This window comes from Streptomyces sp. NPDC047869, assembly GCF_040704065.1.
Classification (GTDB): Bacteria; Actinomycetota; Actinomycetes; order Streptomycetales; family Streptomycetaceae; genus Streptomyces.
In genome coordinates this window covers 22,516-44,840 of sequence record NZ_JBEYRK010000008.1, presented here as the reverse complement: position 1 = coordinate 44,840, position 22,325 = coordinate 22,516, and the positions used below count along the sequence as shown (strand labels likewise).

Here is a 22,325-nt window from a genome sequence, read left to right as displayed (position 1 = left end):
GAGACATCACCTGCCACACAGGTGACACCTGTTCAGCGCACGGCCCCCGCGGAACGTCACCCGGTCCGGCCCTGGCCTCCGGCCCCGGTCGCGCGCCCGAACGGCGGCTCCCCGAGACGGCAGGCCGCGGTACGGTCGGTCCGGACGGTCGCCCGGACACCCGGTGACACCAGGGGTCCGGCACGGACGAGCGGAGCGGGCGGTCGGCAGTGGGACACATACGCGAACTCGTGGTGGGAGTCGTGGTGTTCGCCTCGCTCACCCCGATCACCGCGTGCGCCGCGCCGGACGACGGCGGGGACGGACAGGGCCGGTGTTCCGTGCGCTCCGACCCGGCGCCGATCGAGAAGCGCTTCCCCGTCTTCGGAACGCCCGAGCGGGCGCGCTGGTGCGGTGTGGTCCTGAACGCCGGCGACGCACGCTTGCCCGGGCCGACGGACGTGCGGCTCGTCGGTGTCGTCGAACTCACGCCCGCGGCCTTCGCCGGGATCGTCGAGGACCTGGGGGCGGACCCGGTCGCGGAGGCTCCGGAGGGGCTGCCCGACGAGATCGTGAAGTTCCTTCCCCGCGGCGCTCGTTGGCGACACAGCGACCGGCTCGACCGGTCCGTCACCCAGGGGCGCTACACCGGTTCGTTCCACGTCGACACGGCACACCGCGCGGTGATCGTGGACTGCGTCGATCCCGTCCCGCCGAAGCACTGAACGCCGCGCTCCGGTCGCCGGGCACGATGCGCGAACGGCTTCGAAGGTTGTACGCCACCCGTGACTTTCCTGTGTGGTGATCGACACCTCCGCAACCCGTGATGTTCGCGGGGGTGCCTCCGCTTGAGCAACTGGGGGAATCCGGACCGGTGTTCTCCCACTGCCGAGCCGAGGGGGAACCGTCCCATGCGTGAAGTGTGCGAACGCCTTCCGCGTGCCGAGGAGATGCGGGCGTGCGCGGCCGCCTTCGTCACGCGGGTCACCGCCCGCAACCGACTGCCGCTGGACTACTCCGAGCGCAGCCTGCGGCTCGTCGACTTCCTGATCGACGGACTGCGCAAGGGCGGCGCCGACCGGGAACGGGTCCACGGGACGCTGCTCGGGCTCGGGGCGTACGTCGGTGAGGTGCTGGTGCGCCGCGCGGGGGCGGTGTGGGTGGACTTCGACGCCGGCCAGCGGGCGTACTTCGGGCAGCCGGCCGGCGTCCGCATGGGGGACGGCCGGGTCTGGAACCCGCTCGGCAAGGTCGTCAACCGCTTCGAGGCCGGCGGCCCCGAGGAGTCCTTGCAGACCTTCTACCTGACCCTGCACGGCCGGGTGCGCAGGGTGGCCGCCTGACGGCTTTCGGTGAAGGCGCCGTGGGGCTGTGACAAATCTGTGAGCCGCGGCGCTGATGACCTTGGGGCTCGGGGACGGCCCGTGCCCGGTACGGACGAGGACGGTTCTTGGGCCAGCGAGGCGAACCCCGCCGCGTACAGGCGTACGACGGGGAACTGGGCGCCGCCGTCGCGCGGGCCCAGGACGGGGACGAGACCGCGTTCGCGGTGGCGTACCGGATGGTGCAGCCGGGTCTGCTCGGCTACCTGCGCGGTCTGGTCGGCGAGGACGCGGAGGACGTGGCCTCCGACGCCTGGCTGGAGATAGCCCGCGACCTCGGACGGTTCAAGGGCGACGGCGCCGGGTTCCGCGGCTGGACCGCGACCATCGCCCGCCACCGGGCACTGGACCACCTGCGCAGACAGCGGGTACGGCCCCGGGCGGCGGCGGTGCTCGAACAGGACGTACTGGACCTCCCCGGACCGCACTGCACGTATGACCAGGCACTGGAGTCCCTCTCCACCCAGCGGGCCCTCGAACTGGTCCGCGCCCTGCCCCGCGACCAGGCCGAGGCCGTCCTGCTCCGGGTGGTCGTCGGCCTCGACGGCCCCTCCGTGGCGCGGGTCCTCGGCAAGCGCCCCGGTGCGGTCCGCACCGCCGCGTACCGCGGACTCAAGCGGCTCGCCCGTCAGCTCGGCGGCCCGGGCGCGGCGGACGAGGGTGTGACGGATGGCGGCCCCCGGACGCTGGGGGAGTCGAAGTGAACGCCGACGGCCGACGGCCGTATAGATCAGGCAGAAGCGGCATCGGCAGCGGAGCCGGCAGAGGCAGTGGCACGACGCTCCCCGGGCGATCCGGCGGACCGGACCAGGGACGGGAACAGGCATGGGTGAACGGCTGAGCGGCGAGGGGCTGCCCGCCCGCCGGCGCGGGCACCCCGGCGGTACCGTCCTGGGCTCCGCGCCGGCCGGTCCCGACGCCGGGTTCGAGGCCCGCATCGCCGCCGCGCTTCGCGCGGACGGCACGGACGGCGTCGACCCCGAGGCCGAGCGGCGCGCCGTGGCCGCCTTCCGCACCGCCCGGGACTCCGGGCAGCGGCCGGCGCGGACCCGGCGCCGGGACGACTGGCGGCCCGGGCGGCCGCGCCGCGCGAGGCTCTCGGTGCGGACCACGCTCTCCGTGTTCCTCGCGAGCCTCACGCTGGGCGGCGTCGCCTTCGCGGCGATGGGTTCCCCCGGCCTCGCCGGCCCCGACGACGGCGGCACCGGCCCGCGCCGTACGCGGCCGCTGGTGAGCACCGCGCCCGGGCAGCGTGCCGCCGAGCCGGCCGGCACCGCGTCCGCGGCCCCCTCGGCCCGCCCGCACCACCCCGCCACCGCCCAGGACCTGCGCGCGCACTGCCGCGCCTACGAGCAGGTCCGGGGCCGGGGCAAGGCGCTGGACTCGACGGCCTGGCAGCGGCTCGTCGTCGCCGCTGGCGGCGAGGACGACGTCGCCGACTACTGCGCCGCGCAGCTGGCGCGCCCGGCGCGGACGACGTCACCCGCGCAGCCGAGTCACCCGGACAACGGCACGGGCGGCGGTTCGGGCAACGGTTCGGGCAATGGGACCGGCAACGGCTCGGCCGACGGCACGGGCAACAACACGCGCAACAGCGGCGGTTCCGGCCAGAACGCGGCCGGCTCGAAGCGGGCCGGCGAGTCGAAGTGACCCCGCTCCGGGCGTGAGTCCGGGGCCAGGGCAACGGCCGGGGCCGCCACCCCCCACAGGAGAGGCCCCGGCCGTCGCGCTTCACGGGCCGCGCGGCGGCCCGTACTTTCTTCAGCGCCAAGAGTGCGTTTTCTGTCACACCCCGTCGCGCACTGACGTGTCACGAGTTAGTTGCATCTTCTACAGACATGGACGTGGGCGGGTTTCTCGCCGTAACGTGCCTTTCGCGCCGGACCGAAGACATGGCGTAAAGGGAGTGCGGTGCTGGGGGACGACGCGGAGCTGACCACCGCGGTGCGTGCGGCACAGGACGGGGACGAGACCGCGTTCCGGACGGTGTACCGCGCGGTGCAGCCGAGACTGCTGGGATACGTGCGCACGCTGGTCGGAGACCCGGACGCGGAGGACGTCGCGTCCGAGGCATGGCTCCAGATCGCCCGGGACCTCGACCGGTTCAGCGGCGACGCCGACCGCTTCCGCGGCTGGGCCGCCCGGATCGCCCGCAACCGCGCGCTGGACCACATACGGATGCGCGGCCGCCGACCCGCCATCGGCGGCGACGAAACGGAACTGACCGGCCGGGCCGCCGACTCCGACACGGCCGGTGAGGCCATCGAGGCCCTGGCCACCGACAGCACCCTCTCGCTCATCGCGCGGCTTCCGCAGGACCAGGCCGAAGCGGTCGTGCTGCGCGTGGTGATGGGCCTCGACGCCAAGTCCGCCGCCGAGACGCTCGGCAAACGCGCGGGCGCCGTACGCACCGCCGCCCACCGGGGCCTGAAACGGCTCGCGGAACTGCTCGGCGGCGATCCGGAATCGGCGGGGGTGCTCGACGCGCTGCCGCCCCAGCGAGAACCGCGTGGCCGCGCGGTGACGTCCGCCACTGTGACGCATACGCGTCCGCGGACGCAGAAGGACATGTGATGGCCGACGAGCGCTGTGATTCTCCGGGGGACGGCCCCCGGGCCCCTGGCGAGTGGCTCACCGGGGAAACGGCGGAACGTCTGCTGCGCGGCGAGTCGCTCGAATTCCTCGACCCCGCGGTCCGTGACCAGGCCGAACGGCTCGCCGAAACACTGAGCGCACTCTCCGTCCCGGCGGCCGACGCGAACGGCGAGCTGCGCGGTGAGGAAGCCGCGCTGGCCGCGTTCCGCAAGGCCCGCGAGGCGGCCGAGGCCGAGCGTACCGCCGCGGCCTTCGCCGACGGCGCCCCCGGCGGGAAAGCCGCACCCCTCGCGGGCGGCACCGGCGAGGGCCTGGTCCGCATCGGTGCCCCGGCCCGTTCCGGAAGCCGCTCCCGCCGCCCGCGCTGGGCCCGGCCGGTCCGCCTGACGCTCGCCGCCGCGGTGGCCGCCGGCACGCTCGGCGGGGTCGCCATGGCGGCCGGCAGCGGGGTGCTGCCCCTCCCGTTCCAGGAGGACCGCCCGGCTCCCGCCGCCTCCGTCTCCGCGGACGAGACGCACGGACGGCCACGCGTCTCACCCTCCGCCCGGATCCCGCAGGGCCCCGGCAACGGCACCGGCACCCCGGGCGGCGGCACCGGCGCGTCCGCCGGCGGCGCCCCCTCGGGCGGGTCCACCACCGGTACCGACAAGGGCGGCACGCCTGGCCCCGGCGCGTCCGGCGGGACCACCGGCAACTGGTGGCGGGAGGCCACCACGGCCTGCCGTGACATCCGGAACGGCAAGGGTCTGGGCAACAGCCGCAAGCGGGCGCTGGAAGGCCTGGCGGGTGGCGCCGCCCGGGTCGGCAAGTACTGCGACTCCGTCCTGGCGGGCCGGCTCTCCACCGGCGGGGACGACAACGCCGACGACGACTCGGGCGACGACTCGGGCAAGGGCGAGAACGGCGGCAAGGGCAGGGGCGAAGGCAAGGACAAGGGCGGCACCGGCAAGGGTGACGAGAACGGCCAGGGCGGCGACGAGGACGGCCGAGGGCGCGGTCATCACGGCGGCCGGCACCGGGGCGCTGTCGTGTCCCCCTCCCCGTCGGCCCGCACGCCCCTGGCCCCCGGCCGGAGCAGCACCGCTCCGCTCCCCTCGCCGAGCCCCACGTACTCCGCCCTCTGACCGCTCGCCCTCGGCGCTCTTCGCCTCTGTGACCTGCGGTTTTATCGATCGCGAAATTTTTTTCGCGAGAGGTGTGACGTTTCCGGACCGCCCGACGCAGTAATGAGTGAGCCGACTGGTCATCGGCCGTCGCACTGAGCCGGGGTTCCCCCCGTACCTACGGCTCGTGCATATGGCGCGGGCGGGACACGTTCCCCCGGTCCCGCCCGCGCCCCGAATCCCTCACCAGTGGACGACGACCTTGTCGCCCACCCGCACCTGGGCGAACAGCGCGGCGATCGCCGCCTCGTCCCGTACGTTGACGCATCCGTGCGAGCCGCCCGCGTAGCCCCGGGCCGCGAAGTCGTACGAGTAGTGCACCGCCTGGCCGCCGCTGAAGAACAGCGCGTACGGCATGGGGGAGTCGTAGAGCGTCGACACATGGTGCCGTGACTTCCAGTAGACGTGGAACACACCCTCGCGGGTCGGTGTGTACTGGCTGCCGAAGCGGACCGACATCGTCTCGAGCGTGCGCCCGTCGACCATCCAGCGCAGGGTCCGGCTGTTCTTGCTGACGCACAGCACCCGCCCGGTCAGACAGCGCGGGTCGGGCGCGTCGGCCGGCTGACCGCCCATCAGGTACAGCTCCCACTTGCCGGGGCGGTGGGTCATGCCCAGCAGCCGCTGCCAGGTGACGGTGTCCAGTTCCCCGGTCCGCGGCAGCCCGCGCTTGCCCTGGAAGCCGCTGACGGCCCGCTGGGTCAGATCGTCGTACGTCCCGGTCGGCCCGTCGAACAGCCAGTCGGCCTGGCGCAGCCGCGCCTGCAGTTCGCGCACGCCCGTACCGCTGTCGCCGCGCGACCACAGCACCCGGGGCGCGGGCCCGGCGGTCCTGGCGGCGGGGGTCGGGGCGGCACGCCCGCCGGACCCGGCCGTCCCGCCGGACTCGGCCGACCGGGTGGCAGCGGGAGCGCGGCTGGACGGCAGCTCGATGCGCACGGGCAGGTGGTGCTTGCCGTCGGCGTCGGCCTGCTGCACGGTGCAGCCGCTGAGCGCGGCGAGGCCGGCGGCCGAGACGAGTGCGGCGAGTACGGCGGCAGATCTCCCCGGGATCCTCATGCCGGAGATGCTTCCCCGCGTGACCGCCGCCGAACTACGGGGCATGGTGAGGAGGTGTCGGAACGTACTGCGGAGGCATCCATGGCACGTGAGTCGGAGTCGGGGCTGCCGATCGAGCCGGTCTACGGACCCGGCGACCTGACCGGCTGGGACGCGGCCGGAGAACTCGGTGAACCGGGCGAATACCCGTACACGCGCGGGGTGTACCCGACGATGTACACCGGCCGCCCCTGGACCATGCGCCAGTACGCGGGCTTCGGCACGGCGGCGGAGTCCAACGCCCGCTACCGGCAGCTCATCGCCCACGGCACCACCGGCCTCTCCGTCGCCTTCGACCTGCCCACCCAGATGGGCCACGACTCCGACGCGCCCCTCGCGCACGGCGAGGTCGGCAAGGTCGGCGTGGCCATCGACTCGATCGAGGACATGCGGGTGCTGTTCGACGGCATCCCGCTGGACCAGGTCTCCACGTCGATGACGATCAACGCCCCGGCGGCCCTGCTGCTGCTCCTCTACCAACTGGTGGCGGAGGAGCAGGGCGTACCGGCTGACCGGCTGACCGGCACCATCCAGAACGACGTCCTGAAGGAGTACATCGCGCGCGGGACGTACATCTTCCCGCCGAAGCCATCGCTGCGCCTGACGGCGGACATCTTCAAGTACTGCGGCGCCGAGATCCCCAGGTGGAACACCATCTCCATCTCCGGCTACCACATGGCCGAGGCGGGCGCCTCGCCCGCGCAGGAGATCGCCTTCACCCTCGCCGACGGCATCGAGTACGTCCGCACGGCCGTGGCGGCGGGCATGGACGTGGACGACTTCGCGCCCCGCCTGTCCTTCTTCTTCGTGGCCCGCACGACGCTGCTGGAGGAGGTCGCCAAGTTCCGCGCGGCGCGCCGGATCTGGGCGCGGGTGATGAGGGAGGAGTTCGGCGCGCGGAACCCCAAGTCCCTGATGCTGCGCTTCCACACCCAGACGGCGGGCGTCCAGCTGACCGCGCAGCAGCCGGAGGTGAACCTGGTCCGGGTCGCGGTGCAGGCCCTCGGGGCCGTCCTCGGCGGCACGCAGTCCCTGCACACCAACTCCTTCGACGAGGCGATCGCCCTGCCGACGGACAAGAGCGCCCGGCTGGCCCTGCGCACCCAGCAGGTGCTGGCGCACGAGACGGACGTGACGGCGACGGTCGACCCCTTCGCCGGCTCCTACGCGGTGGAGCGGCTGACCGACGACGTGGAGGCGGCCGCGCTGGACCTGATGCGCTGGGTCGAGGACCTGGGCGGCGCGGAGGCGGCGATCGAACAGGGCTTCCAGAAGGCCGAGATCGAGCGGAACGCGTACCGCATCGCGCAGGAGACCGACTCCGGTGAGCGCGTGGTGGTCGGAGTCAACCGCTTCCGGCTCGACGAGGAGGAGCCCTACGAGCCGCTGCGCGTGGACCCGGCCATCGAGGCCCGGCAGGCGGAGCGGCTGGCCCGGCTGCGGGCCGAGCGGGACGGGGGCGCGGTGGACGCGGCGCTGACCGAGCTCAAGAAGGCCGCGGCGGGCGAGGACAACGTCCTGTACCCGATGCGGGAGGCGCTGCGGGCGCGGGCGACGGTGGGCGAGGTGTGCGACGCCCTCCGGTCGGTCTGGGGCAGTTACGTGCCCTCGGACGCCTTCTGAGCCCGGGCACGTCTCGCCCTCCGAAATCCCCGGCCGCACTGTCGTACCCCCGTGCGACACTCCTTTCCATGTTCGGCGTCATCGATCTCCCCACCTATCTGGCAGGGCTCGTCCTCATCGTCCTGCTGCCCGGTCCCAACTCGCTCTACGTGCTCTCCGTCGCCGCCCGGCGCGGCGTCCGGTCCGGCTACACCGCCGCCGCCGGGGTCTGGTGCGGGGACACCGTGCTGATGACGCTGTCCGCCGCGGGGGTCGCCTCCCTGCTGCAGGCCAACGCCGTGCTGTTCGGCATCGTGAAGTACGCCGGCGCGGGCTATCTGACCTGGCTGGCGATCGGGATGATGCGGTCCGCGTGGCAGATGTGGCGGACCCGGCGGGAGAAGGCCGTCGAGGAGACCGCGGCCGTCGTCGCGGCCGAGGAGCGGCCGTTCCGCCGCGCCCTCGTCGTCAGCCTCTTCAACCCCAAGGCGATCCTGTTCTTCGTCGCCTTCTTCGTGCAGTTCGTCGACCCGGGCTACGCCTACCCGGCCCTCTCGTTCGTCGTCCTCGGCGCCTTCGCGCAGGCGGCCAGCTTCCTGTACCTGAGCGCGCTGATATTCGGCGGCACCCGGCTCGCCGCCGCCTTCCGCCGCCGCAAGCGGCTGTCGGCCACGGCCACCTCGGCGGCGGGCGCCCTGTTCCTCGGTTTCGCGGTCAAGCTGTCGCTGGCGAGCGCGTAGGACGCGGGCCCGCCGGGCCGCCCGTCCGGGCGGCCCGGCGGGACACCGGGGCCGTGCGGCCGGTCAGCCCCTGGCGGCGCGCGCGTTGCGTATCGCCCGCGTGACGACGGGCGGGAGCAGGTCGACCGCGACCCGCCGGGCCCGGCCGCCGTGGCGGGCGGCCGGCACCGCGGGGGCCGGCGCCGGCCGTCCGGGTGCCCCTGGGGCGGCCGCCCTCGCGTGCCTGGAGGGCGGGAACTCCGGCGCCTTCATACCCCTGGACTTCAGCCGGACGATCCGGTGCCCGGCGGCCTCCTGGACGCTCAGGTGGCAGTCGGACCGCTCCCGCGCCATGGCGATGAGCCGTTCCTGGACCGGCTCCGGATCCCCCCAGGTGCCGTAGAGCTTCTGTGTGCTCAGACAGATGGGGCGCAGGCCCCGGTTGAGCACGGCCTCCCAGGTGGCCACGGACACGCCCGGGGTGTGCTCGGAGCGGAAGTCGTCGAGGACGACGGTGCCGCCGGGCAGCAGCAGGTCGTGGGCCGCGCCTATGTCGTCGCGCACGTGCTCGTACAGATGCGAGGCGTCGATGTGCGCGAACCGGCAGGAGCGCGGCGCGACCTCCGCGCGCACCAGGGAACTGGGCCCCTGGAGCACACGGGGCAGTTCGTCGTGGAAGGAGCGGTAGTTCGCCTCGAACGCGTGCCGGGTCAGCGCGCCGTAGGACTTGGCCGACTCGGCCCGGTTGGCGTTGTCCGGGGCGTCGCCCTCGAAGAGGTCGCACACCGTGTACCGCTCGCCGGGCTGCCGGTGCCGGCCGGTGAAGATCGCGCTCTTGCCCAGGTAGACGCCGACCTCCAGGAGGTCGCCGCGGGTTCCGGAGGCCTCCTGGAGGTTCAGGAACCAGTCGAAGAGCAGTTGGTCGAGCACCGGGAACCAGCCGGGCACGTCGTCGAGGCGGTGGGGCGGTCGCGTCGTTTCCTGGGTGGTGGCCATGGGGCGGATGCACTCCCTCGATAGGCAGTCTGTGAGATCCCTGCGAAAGCCTGTGGGGGGCGGCAAGGCATCACGGTGTCTGCCCCGAGGGGCGGTGCGGAAGCCAAGAAAAGGTGAACGGATGAACAACGTCCGGACCGTGCGCCGGGCCGGCCGTTTCCTTTCCCTATTTCGGCAAGGTGAACGACACCGGAATTCCAGGTGTACGGGTTTTCTTCAGTGCCCTTTTCAGTCGCGGGCCGAATGGCTTCTCCACGAACCGGTGCATCAGCCACGCCAGCAGCAGCATGCCCAGCACGGTCGCGGCGAGCGTCGCGTACGCGGGCAGCCCGAGGCCGCGGCGCAGCACCCGGATGACGAACCAGCCCAGGTGCTCGTGGACCAGGTAGAACGGGTAGGTCAGCGCGCCGGCCGTGGCCAGCCAGGGCCAGTTCGCCCGACTGGTCCAGCCCAGCGCCACGGCCGCCACGGCGGCGAAGGCGAGGGTGACGATCAGCACGATCACGAGCGGGCTGCGGACGAAGTCCCCGTGCGCCCCCGGATGCCAGAGCCCGGTCGTGGCGGTGCTCTGCCCGAGCAGCCAGGAGACGGCCACGATGCCCCACAGCAGCAGGTCGCTGCCGAAGCGGTGGATCAGGTAGAGGGCGAGGCCGCCGACGAAGAAGGGCGCGTACTCCGGCATGACGATCTGGTCCGTCAGCGCGTTGCCGCTGGTGCGGCACACCACCGCAGCCAGCGTCCACACGGAGGCGAAGAGCACCACCCGGCGGTAGGTGACCCCGCGCACGACGACGAACAGGGCGAACAGCGCGTAGAAGCGCACCTCGACCCAGAGCGTCCAGCACACGCCCAGCACCCGCGGTGCTCCCATGGGCTGCTGCAGCATCGTCAGGTTGACCAGGAACTCGTCCGGCCGGACCGCGCGCACCACGGCCGGCAGCACCAGGGCGGCGCCGGTGACCAGCACCAGCGCCACCCAGTAGGCGGGGTAGAGACGGGCGACCCGGGACCGGAAGAAGTCGCCGAGACTGCGGCCCCAACTGCTCATGCAGATGACGAAACCGCTGATGACGAAGAAGAACTGGACGCCCAGACAGCCGTACGTCGCCACCTGGGACAGGGTCGGGAAGACACGTGACGGGCTCTGGTGCCAGGACTCCGAGACCGTGCCGCCGCGTCCGGCGTAGTGGTAGAGGCAGACCATCAGCGCGGCCACGAGCCGCAGGCCGTCGAGGGCGTGCAGCCGGCCCCGCCGTCCGGTGCGGGCGGCGGGGGACGGGCCCGCCTCGGGCACCGGGGGAGCGGGAACGGCGGCGAGGGAAGGCGAAGAAGCAGGCATGGTGCCCCAGAACCTAGTCGATAAACCGCTGATAATGCCGATCCCTTTTGTGAAAGTCCCCGGTGCGGAGGTACTGGATCACCGGTACCTGGGCGAATCACAGAAATGACTTGGTTGACAGCCCAACCATTCGCCGTGTCGTCCGAATTCGTTCACCTGGGCGTCGTTTTGGCTTCCTAGTTTCTCCATCAACCCCCACGTTTCGGCAAACCCATGGCATGCCGCCGTATACACAGTCTTTGCTTGGCACACATCAGGAGAGCTATGACGAGGGTCCAGAACCGGCGGACGCCCGCTCGTGGAGGGGGACTGGAGGACTGCCTGCACGCCTGTGCCGTTCACAGCGGCAAACTCGTGGGCAGCCTCGACCGCCGGCGCACGGAACTGGCCGAGCAGCTGCGCAGGCTGCTCGTGGTGGTGAGCACCACCGGCACCGCCACCCCCGCGCCCGCCCCGGCCGGCGGCGCGACCGCGCTGCTCAAGCGGGCCGTCAAAGGGCCCGCCGCACCCGCCGGAGGTCTGAGCAACGACCTGCTGGACGCCCTGCTGGCCGTCGCGGGCAAGGCCCTGGAATGCGGCTACGACGACGAACTGCACCTCGCCCTGCGGATCAGCGACACCGTCCTCGACCGGCGCCGCAACTCCCGGGCCGGGTGGCGGCTGCGCGCCCGCGTCCTGGAGACGCTCGGCGAGGAGCGGGAGGCCGTCGAGGCGTACGAGCGCTATCTGGAGCTGACCGAGGAGGACGGCTTCGGCGTGGCCGCCCGGATCACCGGGCTGCGCCGGGCCGCCGAGCGCGAGCGCGACCTGCTCGCCCTGCTGGAGCGCCAGTGCCCGCGCGCCGCCGGCTTCGCCGACGCACCCGCCACCGACGTCTGGGCCGAGGGCCTCGCCCTGCACGCCCGCGGCGACTGGGAGGCGGCCGAACCCCGCCTGGTCGGCGCCCTGCTGGCGCTCGCCGCCGAGCAGGCCCCGGTCGCCGACCGGCAGGAACTGCTCGGCCAGTACCTCGAACTGCGCACCGGCGTCCCCGGCGACGACCTCACCGAGGCCGTCGCCCTCTACGCCGAACAGCGCCGGGTCCGGATGCGCGGCCCGGTCGCCGACCCCACCGTCGGCGGCGTGCACTGGATCGGCCTCGGCGAGTTCCGCAACCTGATCGCCGGCAAGTCCGTGTGCCTGATCGCCAACTCCGGCCGTGTGGGCGAGAGCGGCCTCGGCGGCCGGATCGACGACTACGACCTCGTCGTGCGCTTCAACTCCTACCGGATCGACCCGAAGCACACCGGCGGCCGCACCGACATCCACGCCACCATCCACAAGCACGGCTTCAACTGGGACAAGCCGGTGACCACCCGGCTCGTCTTCGGCGGCGTCTCCGGCGACTGGAAGCACTCGCTGCGCAACCGCCTGGTGCCCGGCGCCCAGCGGTACCTCGGGGACGAGTCGCTGCGCTGGCCCGTCCGCAACATCGGCCGGCTCGGCAACGACGTCTGGTCCGGCATCCCCACCACCGGCTTCAACATGCTGTGGCTGCTGGACTTCCTGGACGTCAGCCCCACCCTCGACCTGATCGGCTTCGACTTCTACGAGTCCGGCGCCTACCGCGTGCCGGAGGCCATGAAGCTCGCGATCACGTCCGTGCACGAGTACACCAGCGAGAAGGCATGGGTCATGGAGCGGGCCCAGAGCGTGACCGACCTGAGGATATCCCTGCGATGACCACCGCCATCCCGGTAACACCGGAGACCTCCGCGCACGCCCTGACCAAGAAGCGGCGCATCGCCTTCGCGAGCTTCGTCGACGAGAACTACCTGCCCGGGTTCCTCGTCCTGCTGCGCAGCCTCGCCCTGTCCAACCCGGGCGTCTGCGAGGACTTCGTCGTCCTCCACGACGACCTCAAGCCCTCCTCCGTCGCCCGCATCCGCGCCCTGCACCCGAGGATCGTGCTGCGCCGCGTCGACGCCGCCCACTACGACTCCTACGTCAAGGGCGACCAGGACAACTACCTGGTGCGCAAGGCGTACTTCATCCTCGACGTCTTCCGGCTGCGCGACTACGACACGGTCATCACCCTGGACACCGACATGGTCGTCCTCGGCGACCTCGGCGAACTGCTCGCACTGCGCGAGGGGCTCGCGGCCGTCCCGCAGTTCTTCTACGGGCAGCACAAGCTCAACTCCGGGCTGCTGGTCATCCAGCGCGAGTACCTCTCCGACGCGTTCTGCGCGCGGCTCGACGCGGTCGGGCGCGGCGGCGGCTACGAACTCGACAAGCACGACCAGGGCATCCTCAACGCCGTCCTCGACGGCGACTTCGTCCGCCTGGACACCCGCTACAACTTCGTCAAGCGGCGCCTGTCCGGCGACCTGCCGGTTCCGGACGACACCGCGATCCTGCACTTCACCGGCCGGCACAAGCCCTGGCAGGGCGGCGAGGCCGGATACCAGCGGGCCGAGGAGCGCTGGCGGGAGTTCGAGCTGTCCGACGCCGAGTTCCACGCGGCCTACCTGGGCGGCGGCGGCACCCTCCACCACGACCTGCTGGTGCACTACGGCACCCCGCACGTGCGGCGCACCGGGGACGTGGAGGCCGCCCGCAAGGTCGCCGCCGCGCACATCGGGGCCGGCGACTACCAGGACGCCGTCGACATCCTGAGCGGTGTGCGCATCCCGCTGGACGAGGCCTGGACGCACGAGGTGTTCGGGCACGCCCTGATGAGCGTCTCCCGCTACGCGGAGGCGAAGACCCAGCTCCTGCTGGCCACCGCCGCCCCCAACCGGGCCGCCACCGCCTACGCCCGCCTCGCCCAGATGGCCTGGGTGCGCGGCGACAACGCCGAGGCGCTGCGGCACGCCACCGCCGGCCTCACCGTCGACCCCACCCACCGCTCCAGCCGGCTGTGGGCCCAGCGCGCGGCCGCCGTCCCGGCCCAGGAGCAGGGCGCCGCCGAGGACCAGCTCGCCCACGTCGCCTTCTACATGGACCGGCAGGGCAACGCGGGCGACAAGCTGCTGCCCGAGACCGTCCGGCTCGCCTTCGGCCCCGACACCACCTCCCGCCGCTGGACCTCCGTCCACGCCCACCGGCTGTTCGACAAGGCCGCCCTGGAACGGGTCAACGCCCGGCGCGGCCTGGTCATCGGCGGCGGCGGACTGTTCATCCCCGACACCATGCCCAACGGCAACAGCGCCTGGCAGTGGAACGTCCCGGACGAGCACCTGCGCGCCGTCGACGTGCCGATCATGGTGTTCGCGGTCGGCTTCAACGCCTTCGACGGGCAGTCTTACCGCGCCCGGCGGTTCAACGAGAGCCTGCGGCTGCTGGTGGAGAAGTCCGCCTTCTTCGGACTGCGCAACCACGGCTCCATCGCCAGGGTCCGCTCCCTGCTCCCGCCCGAGCTGCACGACCGGATCGTCTTCCAGCCCTGCCCGACCACGGTCATGCGCCAGTTGGTGGCCGGCTGGACCGACCCGGCGAACCGCGAGGACACCGTCCTGCTGAACGCCGCCTACGACCGGGCGGGCCTGCGCTTCGGGCACGACTACGGGCACTTCCTCGCCGAGATGGCGAAGGCCGTGCGCGCGATCGGTGCCCACACCGAGGTCCGCTGCGTCGCCCACTCCCTGGACGACGAGCGGATCGCCTTCGACCTGCGCCGCGAACACGGGATCTCGCTGCCGGTGATCCCGATGTACGACTTCGACAACGACACCATCCGCGAGACGTACGCGAAGACGAAGCTGGTCATCGGCATGCGCGGACACGCCGGGATGATCCCCTTCGGGGTCGGCACGCCCATCGTCAGTCTGATCTCGCACCCGAAGATGGCGTACTTCCTCAGCGACATCGAGCGCCCCGAGTGGGGTGTCTCGGTGCACGAGCGGAACCTGGGCGAGGTGCTCACCGAGCGGGCCCTCGACATCCTGGACCACCACGACCGGACCGTCGCCGACGTGCACGACCGGCAGGAACTGCTCTGGAAGGTCACCCAGGAGAACGCGGCCCGGATCCGCACGATCCTCGGCCGCTGAACACCGCGAAGGGCGGGCCCGCGAAGGGCCCGCCCTGGCGGAGAGGAGGGGGATCAGCGCCGTACGGCCCGGCGCAGACCGCGCGCCTTGCGCGCCATCCGGCGGACCGTGGCGTTGCGCGGGATGAACGCGAGCTGGGACGGCACCCCACCGGGCAGCGCGAGGGAGGTCAGCCGCTTGCGCTTGAAGTAGCGCAGGGTGCGCTCGTCCAGACGGCCCGCGAGGTACCGCTCGGTCTCGCCGCGCAGCCCGGGCAGGATCTTCGGCTGCATCGCGAAGCCCACCGCGCGGACCAGCGCGCCGAGCGCCGCCACGTCCATGCCGGGCTTCCGCTCGCGGACCGCGGCCTGGTCGTCCAGGTCCGGCAGCAGCGCGTCCACCACGGTGACCGGGATCCGGTTGCTGTTCTCGAACGGCGTCAGCCGCTCCAGCAGCATCCCGGTGCCGACCCGGGCCACCGGCAGGCCGTACAGCGCGGACGCGGTGAGCAGGGCGGTGGAGAAGCAGCCGACCACCAGCGCCGGACGCATCCGCTGGTACAGCACCTCGGCGAGGACCGGCGTGTCCAGCACGGTGAGGTCCACCCCGAGCCGCTCCGCCTCCTCCTCCAGCGTGCGGGTGAAGCGCGCGGGGGCGGTGGGGTGCGGCTTGAACACCACCGTGCCGTGCCCGAGCCGATGGGCACCCCGCAGCATCCGCACATGCAGGTCCTCCTCCTGCTCGGCGGTGAGGATGCCCAGCGCGGACAGGTACTGGCCGAGCAGCAGCGCCGGCTCCTCCACCTTCGGCAGATCCCCGGTGGGCGGCGCCAGCTCGGCCAGGACCTCGGTGAAGGCGGGCGTCGGCACGATCTCGGCCGGGACACCGAACTCGGTGAGCAGCAGCGGCTCCAGGCCCGGCACCAGGTCGAGGTGGAGCACCCGGTCCACCCGGGTGCCGACCAGCGGGTCGATCTTGTTCCGGGTGGGGCCGTAGCTCATCAGGCCGTCGGCGTAGACGGTGACCGGGGCGCCGGTGAAGATCTGGGCGAGCGAGAGCGACGGGTTGACCTGGATCGACTCCACGGCCAGCTCCACGTCCTCGTCCCCGAGCCGCCACTCGTGGCGCAGATACCGCTCCCAGAGCGGCAGGTCCTCCGGCCGGGGAGCCCAGCCGCCGGGGTGGAAGGGGAAGATCGCCTCGTTGTACGACAGCACCTCGTCGAAGCGCTCGCGCAGCCGCTCGAAGCCGGGCATCAGCTCCGGTCCCGGCGTGGTCTCGGGCGTGGCCGCGTTGTTGCAGACCAGCAGGATCCGCCGGTCGGCGGGGCGGAAGCAGCCGGAGTCCAGTGCGGCGGCCAGGGTGGCCGTGCCGTACAGCGTCGACGCCTGGAGGATCTGGGTGGTCACGCGGCGGCTCCCGCGGCGACGGGGCGGCGGCGCAGCCGGCGCAGCTTGGTGGCGCGCTGCAGGTCCATGGAGTCCAGCGCGTCGTCCAGGACGTCCTGCGGCATGCGCCGCAGCGCGGCGGAACTCATGGATTTCAGTTTTCTCGCCACCGCCGGCTCGAACCTTTCGATGGATCCCAGGTGATGGGAAATGATGGCGCAATACGTTCGCACGGCCTTCGGCAGCAGCGCACCGGCTTCCGGGTCCTCGGCGGTTTCCGCGACGACCTGGTCGAAAGCGCGAATGAAATCGAGCTGACGGACATCACCGATCTGGGTGAGTGAGGAGGCGACCCCGCGCCGGTAGAACACGCCGAGCAGACCGACCGCGGCGAACGACTGCGCCTCCCGGTGCAGCTTCCAGATCCACGGCCGGTCCTCGGCCGTGCGCAGCCCGTCGGTGAAGTGCAGCAGCCCCTTGTCCACCAGCCGGCGGTGGTAGACGCCCGCCCAGGCGTAGGCGTAGTCCACGGAGGTCGACCGGTCGGCGGGCAGGATCGCCTCGCGCGGGTCCAGCACCACGTTCCGCCGCCCGACCGGCACCCGGTGCACGGCGCGGGCCCGCGCCGTGCACTGCACATGGTCGGTGCGCAGGAAGTCGCAGCCCAGTTCCTCGATGGCGGCGACCAGCTTCGGGTAGTAGCCGGGGGCGAGCCAGTCGTCCCCGTCCAGGAAGGTCAGATACTCGCCGCGCGCCCGGTCGATGCCGGTGTTGCGGGCGGTCGCCAGCCCCCCGTTCCGCTCGTGCCGGACGAGGACCGCGCCCGGCAGCTCGCGCTCCGCGCGCGCGAGGATCTCTGGTGTCCCGTCGCGGGAACAGTCGTCGACGAGAATGAATTCGAAGTCCTCACGCGCGTTCGCACCGAGGCTCCTCAGGGTGTCGGGCGCGTATTGCTGCACGTTGTAGAACGGCACGATGACGGAGAGCTTGACCACGTCACGGACGTTAGGGCGAAGCCCGTCATTCGTCTTGACCGCCGGCTTGATGCAGGGTGAACGACGCGTGGCGAAGCTGTGAACCGGGTCTTTTTCCACGCCGATCACGGCCCGATTCGCCATTCGGCGATGTGCTGTTAACCGTTTGTTGCATTCGGGTTGGGCGGAACCTCTCAATGCCTTCCTAGCGTCTTCGACGTGCCAGCAAGTGCAACGAAGTCCCTGCGGATCGCCGTCCTGGCGGACTCCGACACCCGGTGGAAATGGGGCGCGCTCACCGCGCAGCGACTCACCCCCACCGGTGCCGACGTCCGGCTCGACGGCTACCTCCTGCGCGGACGAGCCACCCCCACCGCCCGCCAGCTCCGGGAGGTCGGCGTCCGCGCCGACTCCCTCAGCGAGGTCACCGGCGTCCAGTTCCTGCGCGCGATGAGCGACAGCGCCGAGGAGCCGTACGACATCCTCGTCCTCGCCCTGGTCGGCGGCGGTGTGCAGGCGATGCTGCACGGGCTGCGCAACGCCTGGGCCTCAGGCAGGCGCCCCGTGGTCGTCACCGGATACGTCGGTGTCGTCTACGAGAAGCTCGCCGACGGCCTGCTGCTGCGCCACGGAGCCGACCTCGTCCTCGCCAACTCGGCCCACGACGCGGACCGCTTCCGGGCCGTCTACGAAGGGGTCGGCGCCGACGCCTCCGCGGTCACCGAGGTCGCGCTGCCCTTCCTCGGCGGAGCGGCCTACACCGGCGAACACGAGCCGTACACCGTGGTGTTCGCGGCCCAGCCCTCCGTCCCGGACAGCCGCCGGGACCGCACCTACCTGCTGAACCGGCTCATCGAGCACGCCCGCCGGCACCCCGAGCGCGAGGTGCTGCTGAAGCTGCGCTCCAAGCCCGGCGAACACACCACCCACATCGAGGAACTGCCGTACCAGAAGCTGGTGCAGGGCATGGCGCCGCCCGCCAACTTCCGCCTGGTGTACGGGCACATGGGCGAGGTGCTGGACCGCACCGACCTGCTGGTCACGATCAGCTCCACAGCCGCCCTCGAAGCCCTGCACCGGCGCATCCCCACGGTCGTCCTGACCGACCTGGGCGTGCGCGAGGTGCTCGGCAACCACCACTTCACCGGCTCCGGCTGCCTCGCATCCTGGGACCAGCTCGACGCCGGCCACCGCCCGGCCGTCGACCCGCAGTGGCTGGCCCGGCAGGGCGTCTCGGCCGACGGCTCCTACGGGACCGCCTTCGACACCGCCCGCGAACGCATCACCAAGCTGCTGGACCGGTCCGGCGGCCTGCCGCCCCTGAACCCCTACTACACACCCGAGACCGCGCCCGGCTACCTGCCCGGCATCCTCGCCCGCCACCACCTCGGCCCCGACGGCGCCCCGCTGCCCGGCGCGCCCGCCGCCGACAAGGAGCCCGGACCCGTCCGCCAGATCGTGCGCCGGGCCGCACGTGGCGCCTACCGCCACGGCGTGCAGCGAGTGGCCCCCGTGATCCGACGGATGGGGGAGCTGTGAGCGGCCGGATCCCACGTCAAGGAGAGAACCCCATGCCCCACACGGAAGCGGAACCGGGCGCCTCGGTGCCCCGGGTGCTCGCGGTGATCCCCGCCCGCGGCGGCTCCAAGGGCGTGCCCGCGAAGAACCTCGCCCCGGTCGGCGGCATCCCGCTGGTCACCCGCGCGGTGCGCGAGTGCCGGGCGACCCGGCTGGTCACCGACGTCGTGGTCTCCACCGACGACCAGGCCATCGCCGCCGCGGCCCGCCAGGCCGGCGCCGAGGTCGTACTCCGCCCCGCCGCCATAGCCGGGGACACGGCGACCTCGGAGGCCGCCGTCCTGCACGCCATGGACGCGCACGAGGCCCTGCACGGCGCGGCGGTCGACGTCGTCCTGCTGGTGCAGTGCACCAGCCCGTTCCTGGTCCGCGAGGACGTGGACGCGGTCGCCGCCGCCGTCGTGGAGAACGGCGCCGACACCGCCGTGACCGTCGCCGCCTTCCACGGCTTCGTCTGGCGGGACGCGGCCGACGACCCGGTCACGGCCGGCACCGGCCCGGCCGCCGCCGTCGGCGCCGCCCTGACGGCGGTCGACACCACGACGGTCCCCGGCACCACGACGGTCGGCGGCGGTTACGGCGTCAACCACGACAAGTCCTTCCGCCCCCGCCGCCAGGACCGCCCCCAGGACCTGCTGGAGACCGGCGCCGCCTACGCGATGGCCGCGACCGGCTTCCGCGAGCACCGGCACCGCTTCTTCGGCCACACCGAGCTGGTCCGCACCGACCCGGCCCGGGTGCTGGAGATCGACGACCCGCACGACCTGGCCCGCGCCCGCGCCCTCGCCCCGCTCTTCGACGCGGACCGGCCCGGCGCCCTCCCCACCTACGACGACATCGACGCCGTAGTCCTCGACTTCGACGGCACCCAGACCGACGACCGGGTGCTGATCGACTCCGACGGACGGGAGTTCGTCTCCGTGCACCGCGGCGACGGACTCGGCATCGCGGCCCTCCGCCGGAGCGGCCTGAAGATGCTGATCCTGTCCACGGAACAGAACCCGGTGGTCGGCGCCCGCGCCCGGAAGCTCAAGCTCCCGGTGCTGCACGGCATCGACCGCAAGGACCTCGCCCTCAAGCAGTGGTGCGAGGAGCAGGGCATCGCGCCGGAGCGCGTGCTCTACGTCGGCAACGACGTCAACGACCTCCCGTGCTTCGCCCTCGTCGGCTGGCCCGTGGCGGTCGCGAGCGCCCACGACGTCGTACGCGGCGCCGCACGCGCGGTCACCACCGTCCCCGGCGGTGACGGCGCGATCCGAGAGATCGCCAGCTGGATCCTCGGCCCCTCTCTCGATTCCCTCCCCAAGTAAGGACATCTCCTGCCATGAGCACCAACTCCCGCATCCGCACCTTCGGTACGCGCGAGGCCGGCCCGGGCCGCCCCGTCTACATCTGCGGTGAGATCGGCATCAACCACAACGGTGAGCTGGAGAACGCCTTCAAGCTCATCGACGTGGCCGCCGAGGCCGGCTGCGACGCCGTGAAGTTCCAGAAGCGCACCCCGGAGATCTGCACCCCGCGCGACCAGTGGGACATCGAGCGCGACACCCCCTGGGGCCGGATGACCTACATCGACTACCGCCACCGGGTCGAGTTCGGCGAGGACGAGTACCGCCAGATCGACGAGTACTGCAAGAGCAGGAACATCGACTGGTTCGCCTCCCCGTGGGACACCGAGGCCGTCGCCTTCCTGGAGAAGTTCGACGTCCCCGCCCACAAGGTGGCCTCCGCCTCCCTCACCGACGACGAGCTGCTCCGCGCACTGCGCGCCACCGGCCGCACGGTCATCCTGTCCTCCGGCATGTCGACCCCGAAGCAGATCCGCCACGCGGTCGAGGTCCTGGGCAGCGAGAACATCCTGCTCTGCCACGCCACCTCGACGTACCCGGCGAAGGCCGAGGAGCTCAACCTCCGCGTCATCAACACCCTGCAGGACGAGTACCCGAACGTCCCGATCGGCTACTCCGGCCACGAGACCGGCCTGCAGACCACGCTGGCCGCCGTCGCCCTCGGCGCCACCTTCGTCGAGCGCCACATCACCCTCGACCGCGCCATGTGGGGCTCCGACCAGGCCGCCTCCGTCGAGCCGCAGGGCCTGACGCGCCTGGTCCGCGACATCCGCACCATCGAGGCCTCCCTCGGTGACGGCGTCAAGAAGGTCTACGACTCCGAGCTGGGCCCGATGAAGAAGCTGCGCCGCGTCACCGGCGTCGTCGCCGAGGCGGAGATCGCGGCGGCCGCGGGCGAGCCGGTCGCGGTCTGAGCACCCCGATCGCCCAACGGTTGCCCTGAGACGGGACGGTCGTACGCCGATGAGCCCCCGCGCCGGTCACACCGGCCAATCTGCCCGCACGCTCGCCTTCGTGGAGAGCCCGGTACAGCTGCTGAACGTACTGGAGTGGGCGCACCTGCACGGCCTGCAGGGCGCGCCACCGGACGCCCTGCCGTCCGTGCCCGCGCAGATACGCCGGTCACCGGCCGGTGCTTCACCAGCGGCCGGCGCGGAGCTCACCCTCGTCGTGCTGTCCCCGACCGACCCCATGACCCGGGGCCAGCTCCGCCGCATGGCCGACCTGGCCCGGGACGAGGGGTACCGGGTGCGCTGGGAGGAGGCGCGGGGCGGCACGACCGCGCCCTTCCACACCATCGGCGGCCTGGCCGGCCCGCTGCGCCGCGCCGACCGCATCGTCATGGGAGACCCCTTCTCCCGCTACGTGCAACTGCTCCTGACCATCACCCGGGCCCGCGATCTGGTCGTCGTCGACGACGGCACCGCGACCATGGAGTTCGTCGCCCAACTGGCCCGCGGCGAGCGCCTGGTCCGCTGGCACCGCAAGGGCGGCCGCCCCGGCCCCCGCGACCTGCTCTTCGCCCCGGTCTCCTCCTCGGCCCGCCGCCGCCTCACCCCGAGCGAGCACCGCCGGGTCGAGGTCTTCTCCTCCATGCCGGTGACCGAGACCCCGGACGGCGTCACGGTCACCGCCAACGACTTCGCCTGGACCCGCGCCCGTTTCGGCCCCCCGCGCATCACCACGAGCGCCGACATGGTCGGCACGTCCCTGGTAGAGACCGGCGTGGTCGACGGCGACCGCTACCTGGCCGCCGTCCAGTCCCTGGCCGGGGCCCACGGAGCCACCCGCTACTTCGCCCACCGCCGCGAGAGCACCGACAAACTCCACCGCCTCGCCACGGAGACGGGCCTGGAGATCGTCCGCCCCGACCTCCCCCTGGAACTCATCGCCCGCCGGGGCCCCATCGGCCGCACCATCCTCAGCTTCCCCTCCACCGTCGTCCACACCCTCCCGCTGGCCCTGGCCGGCACCGGCGTCCGCGTGGCGGTCTGCGACATCGACCCCACCTGGCTCACGGAGACCGCCTCGCCGCGCGCACAGGGGTTCCTGTCGGGGGTCACGGGCACGGCGCGGGACGTGCACCGGCTGGCGGCGGTGGGGCCGGCCTGAGAACGGGGCGTGCCTCTCCCCGCCGTGCGGTCGCTGTC

General features: G+C 72.5%; 19 protein-coding genes. 14 read left to right on the top strand and 5 right to left on the bottom strand.

Going from position 1 to position 22,325, the window contains the following annotated elements; translation table 11 throughout:
- Positions 1-209 precede the first annotated feature (209 nt).
- From AB0924_RS12955 to AB0924_RS12930, 6 genes are all read left to right on the top strand, one after another.
- Complete coding sequence (locus tag AB0924_RS12955) at positions 210-704, top strand: hypothetical protein (RefSeq protein WP_358937981.1); 495 nt, start codon at positions 210-212, stop codon at positions 702-704.
- Positions 705-890: 186 nt separating this feature from the next.
- Positions 891-1,322: a hypothetical protein gene (locus AB0924_RS12950; RefSeq protein ID WP_358937979.1), complete on the top strand. Its 432-nt coding sequence runs from the start codon at positions 891-893 to the stop codon at positions 1,320-1,322.
- 107 nt (positions 1,323-1,429) lie between these two features.
- Complete coding sequence (locus AB0924_RS12945; RefSeq protein WP_366911400.1) at positions 1,430-2,065, top strand: RNA polymerase sigma factor; 636 nt, start codon at positions 1,430-1,432, stop codon at positions 2,063-2,065.
- A 121-nt stretch (positions 2,066-2,186) separates the two neighbouring features.
- A complete protein-coding gene (locus tag AB0924_RS12940; protein WP_366911399.1) occupies positions 2,187-3,011 on the top strand; it encodes a hypothetical protein in 825 nt (274 codons plus the stop codon).
- A gap of 261 nt (positions 3,012-3,272) precedes the next feature.
- Positions 3,273-3,935, top strand: a complete 663-nt coding sequence (locus tag AB0924_RS12935; RefSeq protein WP_358937973.1) for an RNA polymerase sigma factor — start codon at positions 3,273-3,275, stop codon at positions 3,933-3,935.
- Positions 3,935-5,080: a hypothetical protein gene (locus AB0924_RS12930; RefSeq protein ID WP_366911398.1), complete on the top strand. Its 1,146-nt coding sequence runs from the start codon at positions 3,935-3,937 to the stop codon at positions 5,078-5,080. Before AB0924_RS12935 ends, AB0924_RS12930 begins: the two co-directional genes overlap by 1 nt.
- A 222-nt stretch (positions 5,081-5,302) precedes the next feature.
- Here AB0924_RS12930 and AB0924_RS12925 read toward each other — a convergent pair whose 3' ends face one another.
- Positions 5,303-6,178 carry a L,D-transpeptidase family protein gene (locus AB0924_RS12925; protein WP_366911397.1) on the bottom strand — a complete coding sequence of 292 codons (876 nt, stop codon included), beginning with the start codon at positions 6,176-6,178 and terminating at the stop codon, positions 5,303-5,305.
- Positions 6,179-6,259: 81 nt separating this feature from the next.
- On the opposite strand from AB0924_RS12925, the gene AB0924_RS12920 reads away from it, so the two are divergent.
- The gene (locus tag AB0924_RS12920; protein WP_366911396.1) at positions 6,260-7,840 is read left to right on the top strand and encodes a methylmalonyl-CoA mutase family protein; all 1,581 of its coding nucleotides are present in this window, start codon (positions 6,260-6,262) and stop codon (positions 7,838-7,840) included.
- Positions 7,841-7,908: 68 nt separating this feature from the next.
- Positions 7,909-8,559, top strand: a complete 651-nt coding sequence (gene leuE / locus AB0924_RS12915; protein ID WP_358937965.1) for a leucine efflux protein LeuE — start codon at positions 7,909-7,911, stop codon at positions 8,557-8,559.
- A gap of 63 nt (positions 8,560-8,622) precedes the next feature.
- Here leuE and AB0924_RS12910 read toward each other — a convergent pair whose 3' ends face one another.
- A complete protein-coding gene (locus AB0924_RS12910) occupies positions 8,623-9,534 on the bottom strand; it encodes a class I SAM-dependent methyltransferase (RefSeq protein ID WP_366911395.1) in 912 nt (303 codons plus the stop codon).
- A 166-nt stretch (positions 9,535-9,700) separates the two neighbouring features.
- Positions 9,701-10,873, bottom strand: coding sequence for an acyltransferase (locus AB0924_RS12905; protein ID WP_358937961.1), 1,173 nt, complete (start codon positions 10,871-10,873; stop codon positions 9,701-9,703).
- 264 nt (positions 10,874-11,137) lie between these two features.
- On the opposite strand from AB0924_RS12905, the gene AB0924_RS12900 reads away from it, so the two are divergent.
- Positions 11,138-12,595 (top strand): hypothetical protein, encoded by a 1,458-nt coding sequence (locus AB0924_RS12900; protein WP_358937959.1) that lies wholly within the window; start codon positions 11,138-11,140, stop codon positions 12,593-12,595.
- Positions 12,592-14,907: a glycosyltransferase gene (locus AB0924_RS12895; RefSeq protein WP_366911394.1), complete on the top strand. Its 2,316-nt coding sequence runs from the start codon at positions 12,592-12,594 to the stop codon at positions 14,905-14,907. The genes AB0924_RS12900 and AB0924_RS12895 overlap by 4 nt, the downstream gene beginning before the upstream one ends.
- Before the next feature lie 53 nt (positions 14,908-14,960).
- Here the strand turns inward: AB0924_RS12895 and AB0924_RS12890 are convergent, their stop codons facing one another.
- Both AB0924_RS12890 and AB0924_RS12885 read right to left on the bottom strand, forming a co-directional pair.
- Positions 14,961-16,295 (bottom strand): polysialyltransferase family glycosyltransferase, encoded by a 1,335-nt coding sequence (locus AB0924_RS12890; protein ID WP_366911393.1) that lies wholly within the window; start codon positions 16,293-16,295, stop codon positions 14,961-14,963.
- On the bottom strand, positions 16,292-17,269 hold the full coding sequence (locus AB0924_RS12885; protein WP_359545871.1) for a glycosyltransferase family 2 protein: 978 nt from the start codon (positions 17,267-17,269) through the stop codon (positions 16,292-16,294). Before AB0924_RS12885 ends, AB0924_RS12890 begins: the two co-directional genes overlap by 4 nt.
- Before the next feature lie 198 nt (positions 17,270-17,467).
- Between AB0924_RS12885 and AB0924_RS12880 the strand changes: the two genes are divergently transcribed.
- Genes AB0924_RS12880 through AB0924_RS12865 form a run of 4 tightly spaced genes read left to right on the top strand, consistent with a single transcriptional unit; the run spans position 17,468 to position 22,287 of the window.
- Entirely contained in the window at positions 17,468-18,787 is a 1,320-nt protein-coding gene (locus tag AB0924_RS12880; protein WP_366911392.1) for a DUF6716 putative glycosyltransferase, read from the top strand.
- Positions 18,788-18,819: 32 nt separating this feature from the next.
- Complete coding sequence (locus tag AB0924_RS12875) at positions 18,820-20,136, top strand: N-acylneuraminate cytidylyltransferase (protein ID WP_366911391.1); 1,317 nt, start codon at positions 18,820-18,822, stop codon at positions 20,134-20,136.
- Positions 20,137-20,150: 14 nt separating this feature from the next.
- Entirely contained in the window at positions 20,151-21,089 is a 939-nt protein-coding gene (locus AB0924_RS12870; protein WP_366911390.1) for an N-acetylneuraminate synthase family protein, read from the top strand.
- Positions 21,090-21,138: 49 nt separating this feature from the next.
- On the top strand, positions 21,139-22,287 hold the full coding sequence (locus AB0924_RS12865) for a hypothetical protein (protein WP_358937945.1): 1,149 nt from the start codon (positions 21,139-21,141) through the stop codon (positions 22,285-22,287).
- Positions 22,288-22,325 lie beyond the last annotated feature (38 nt).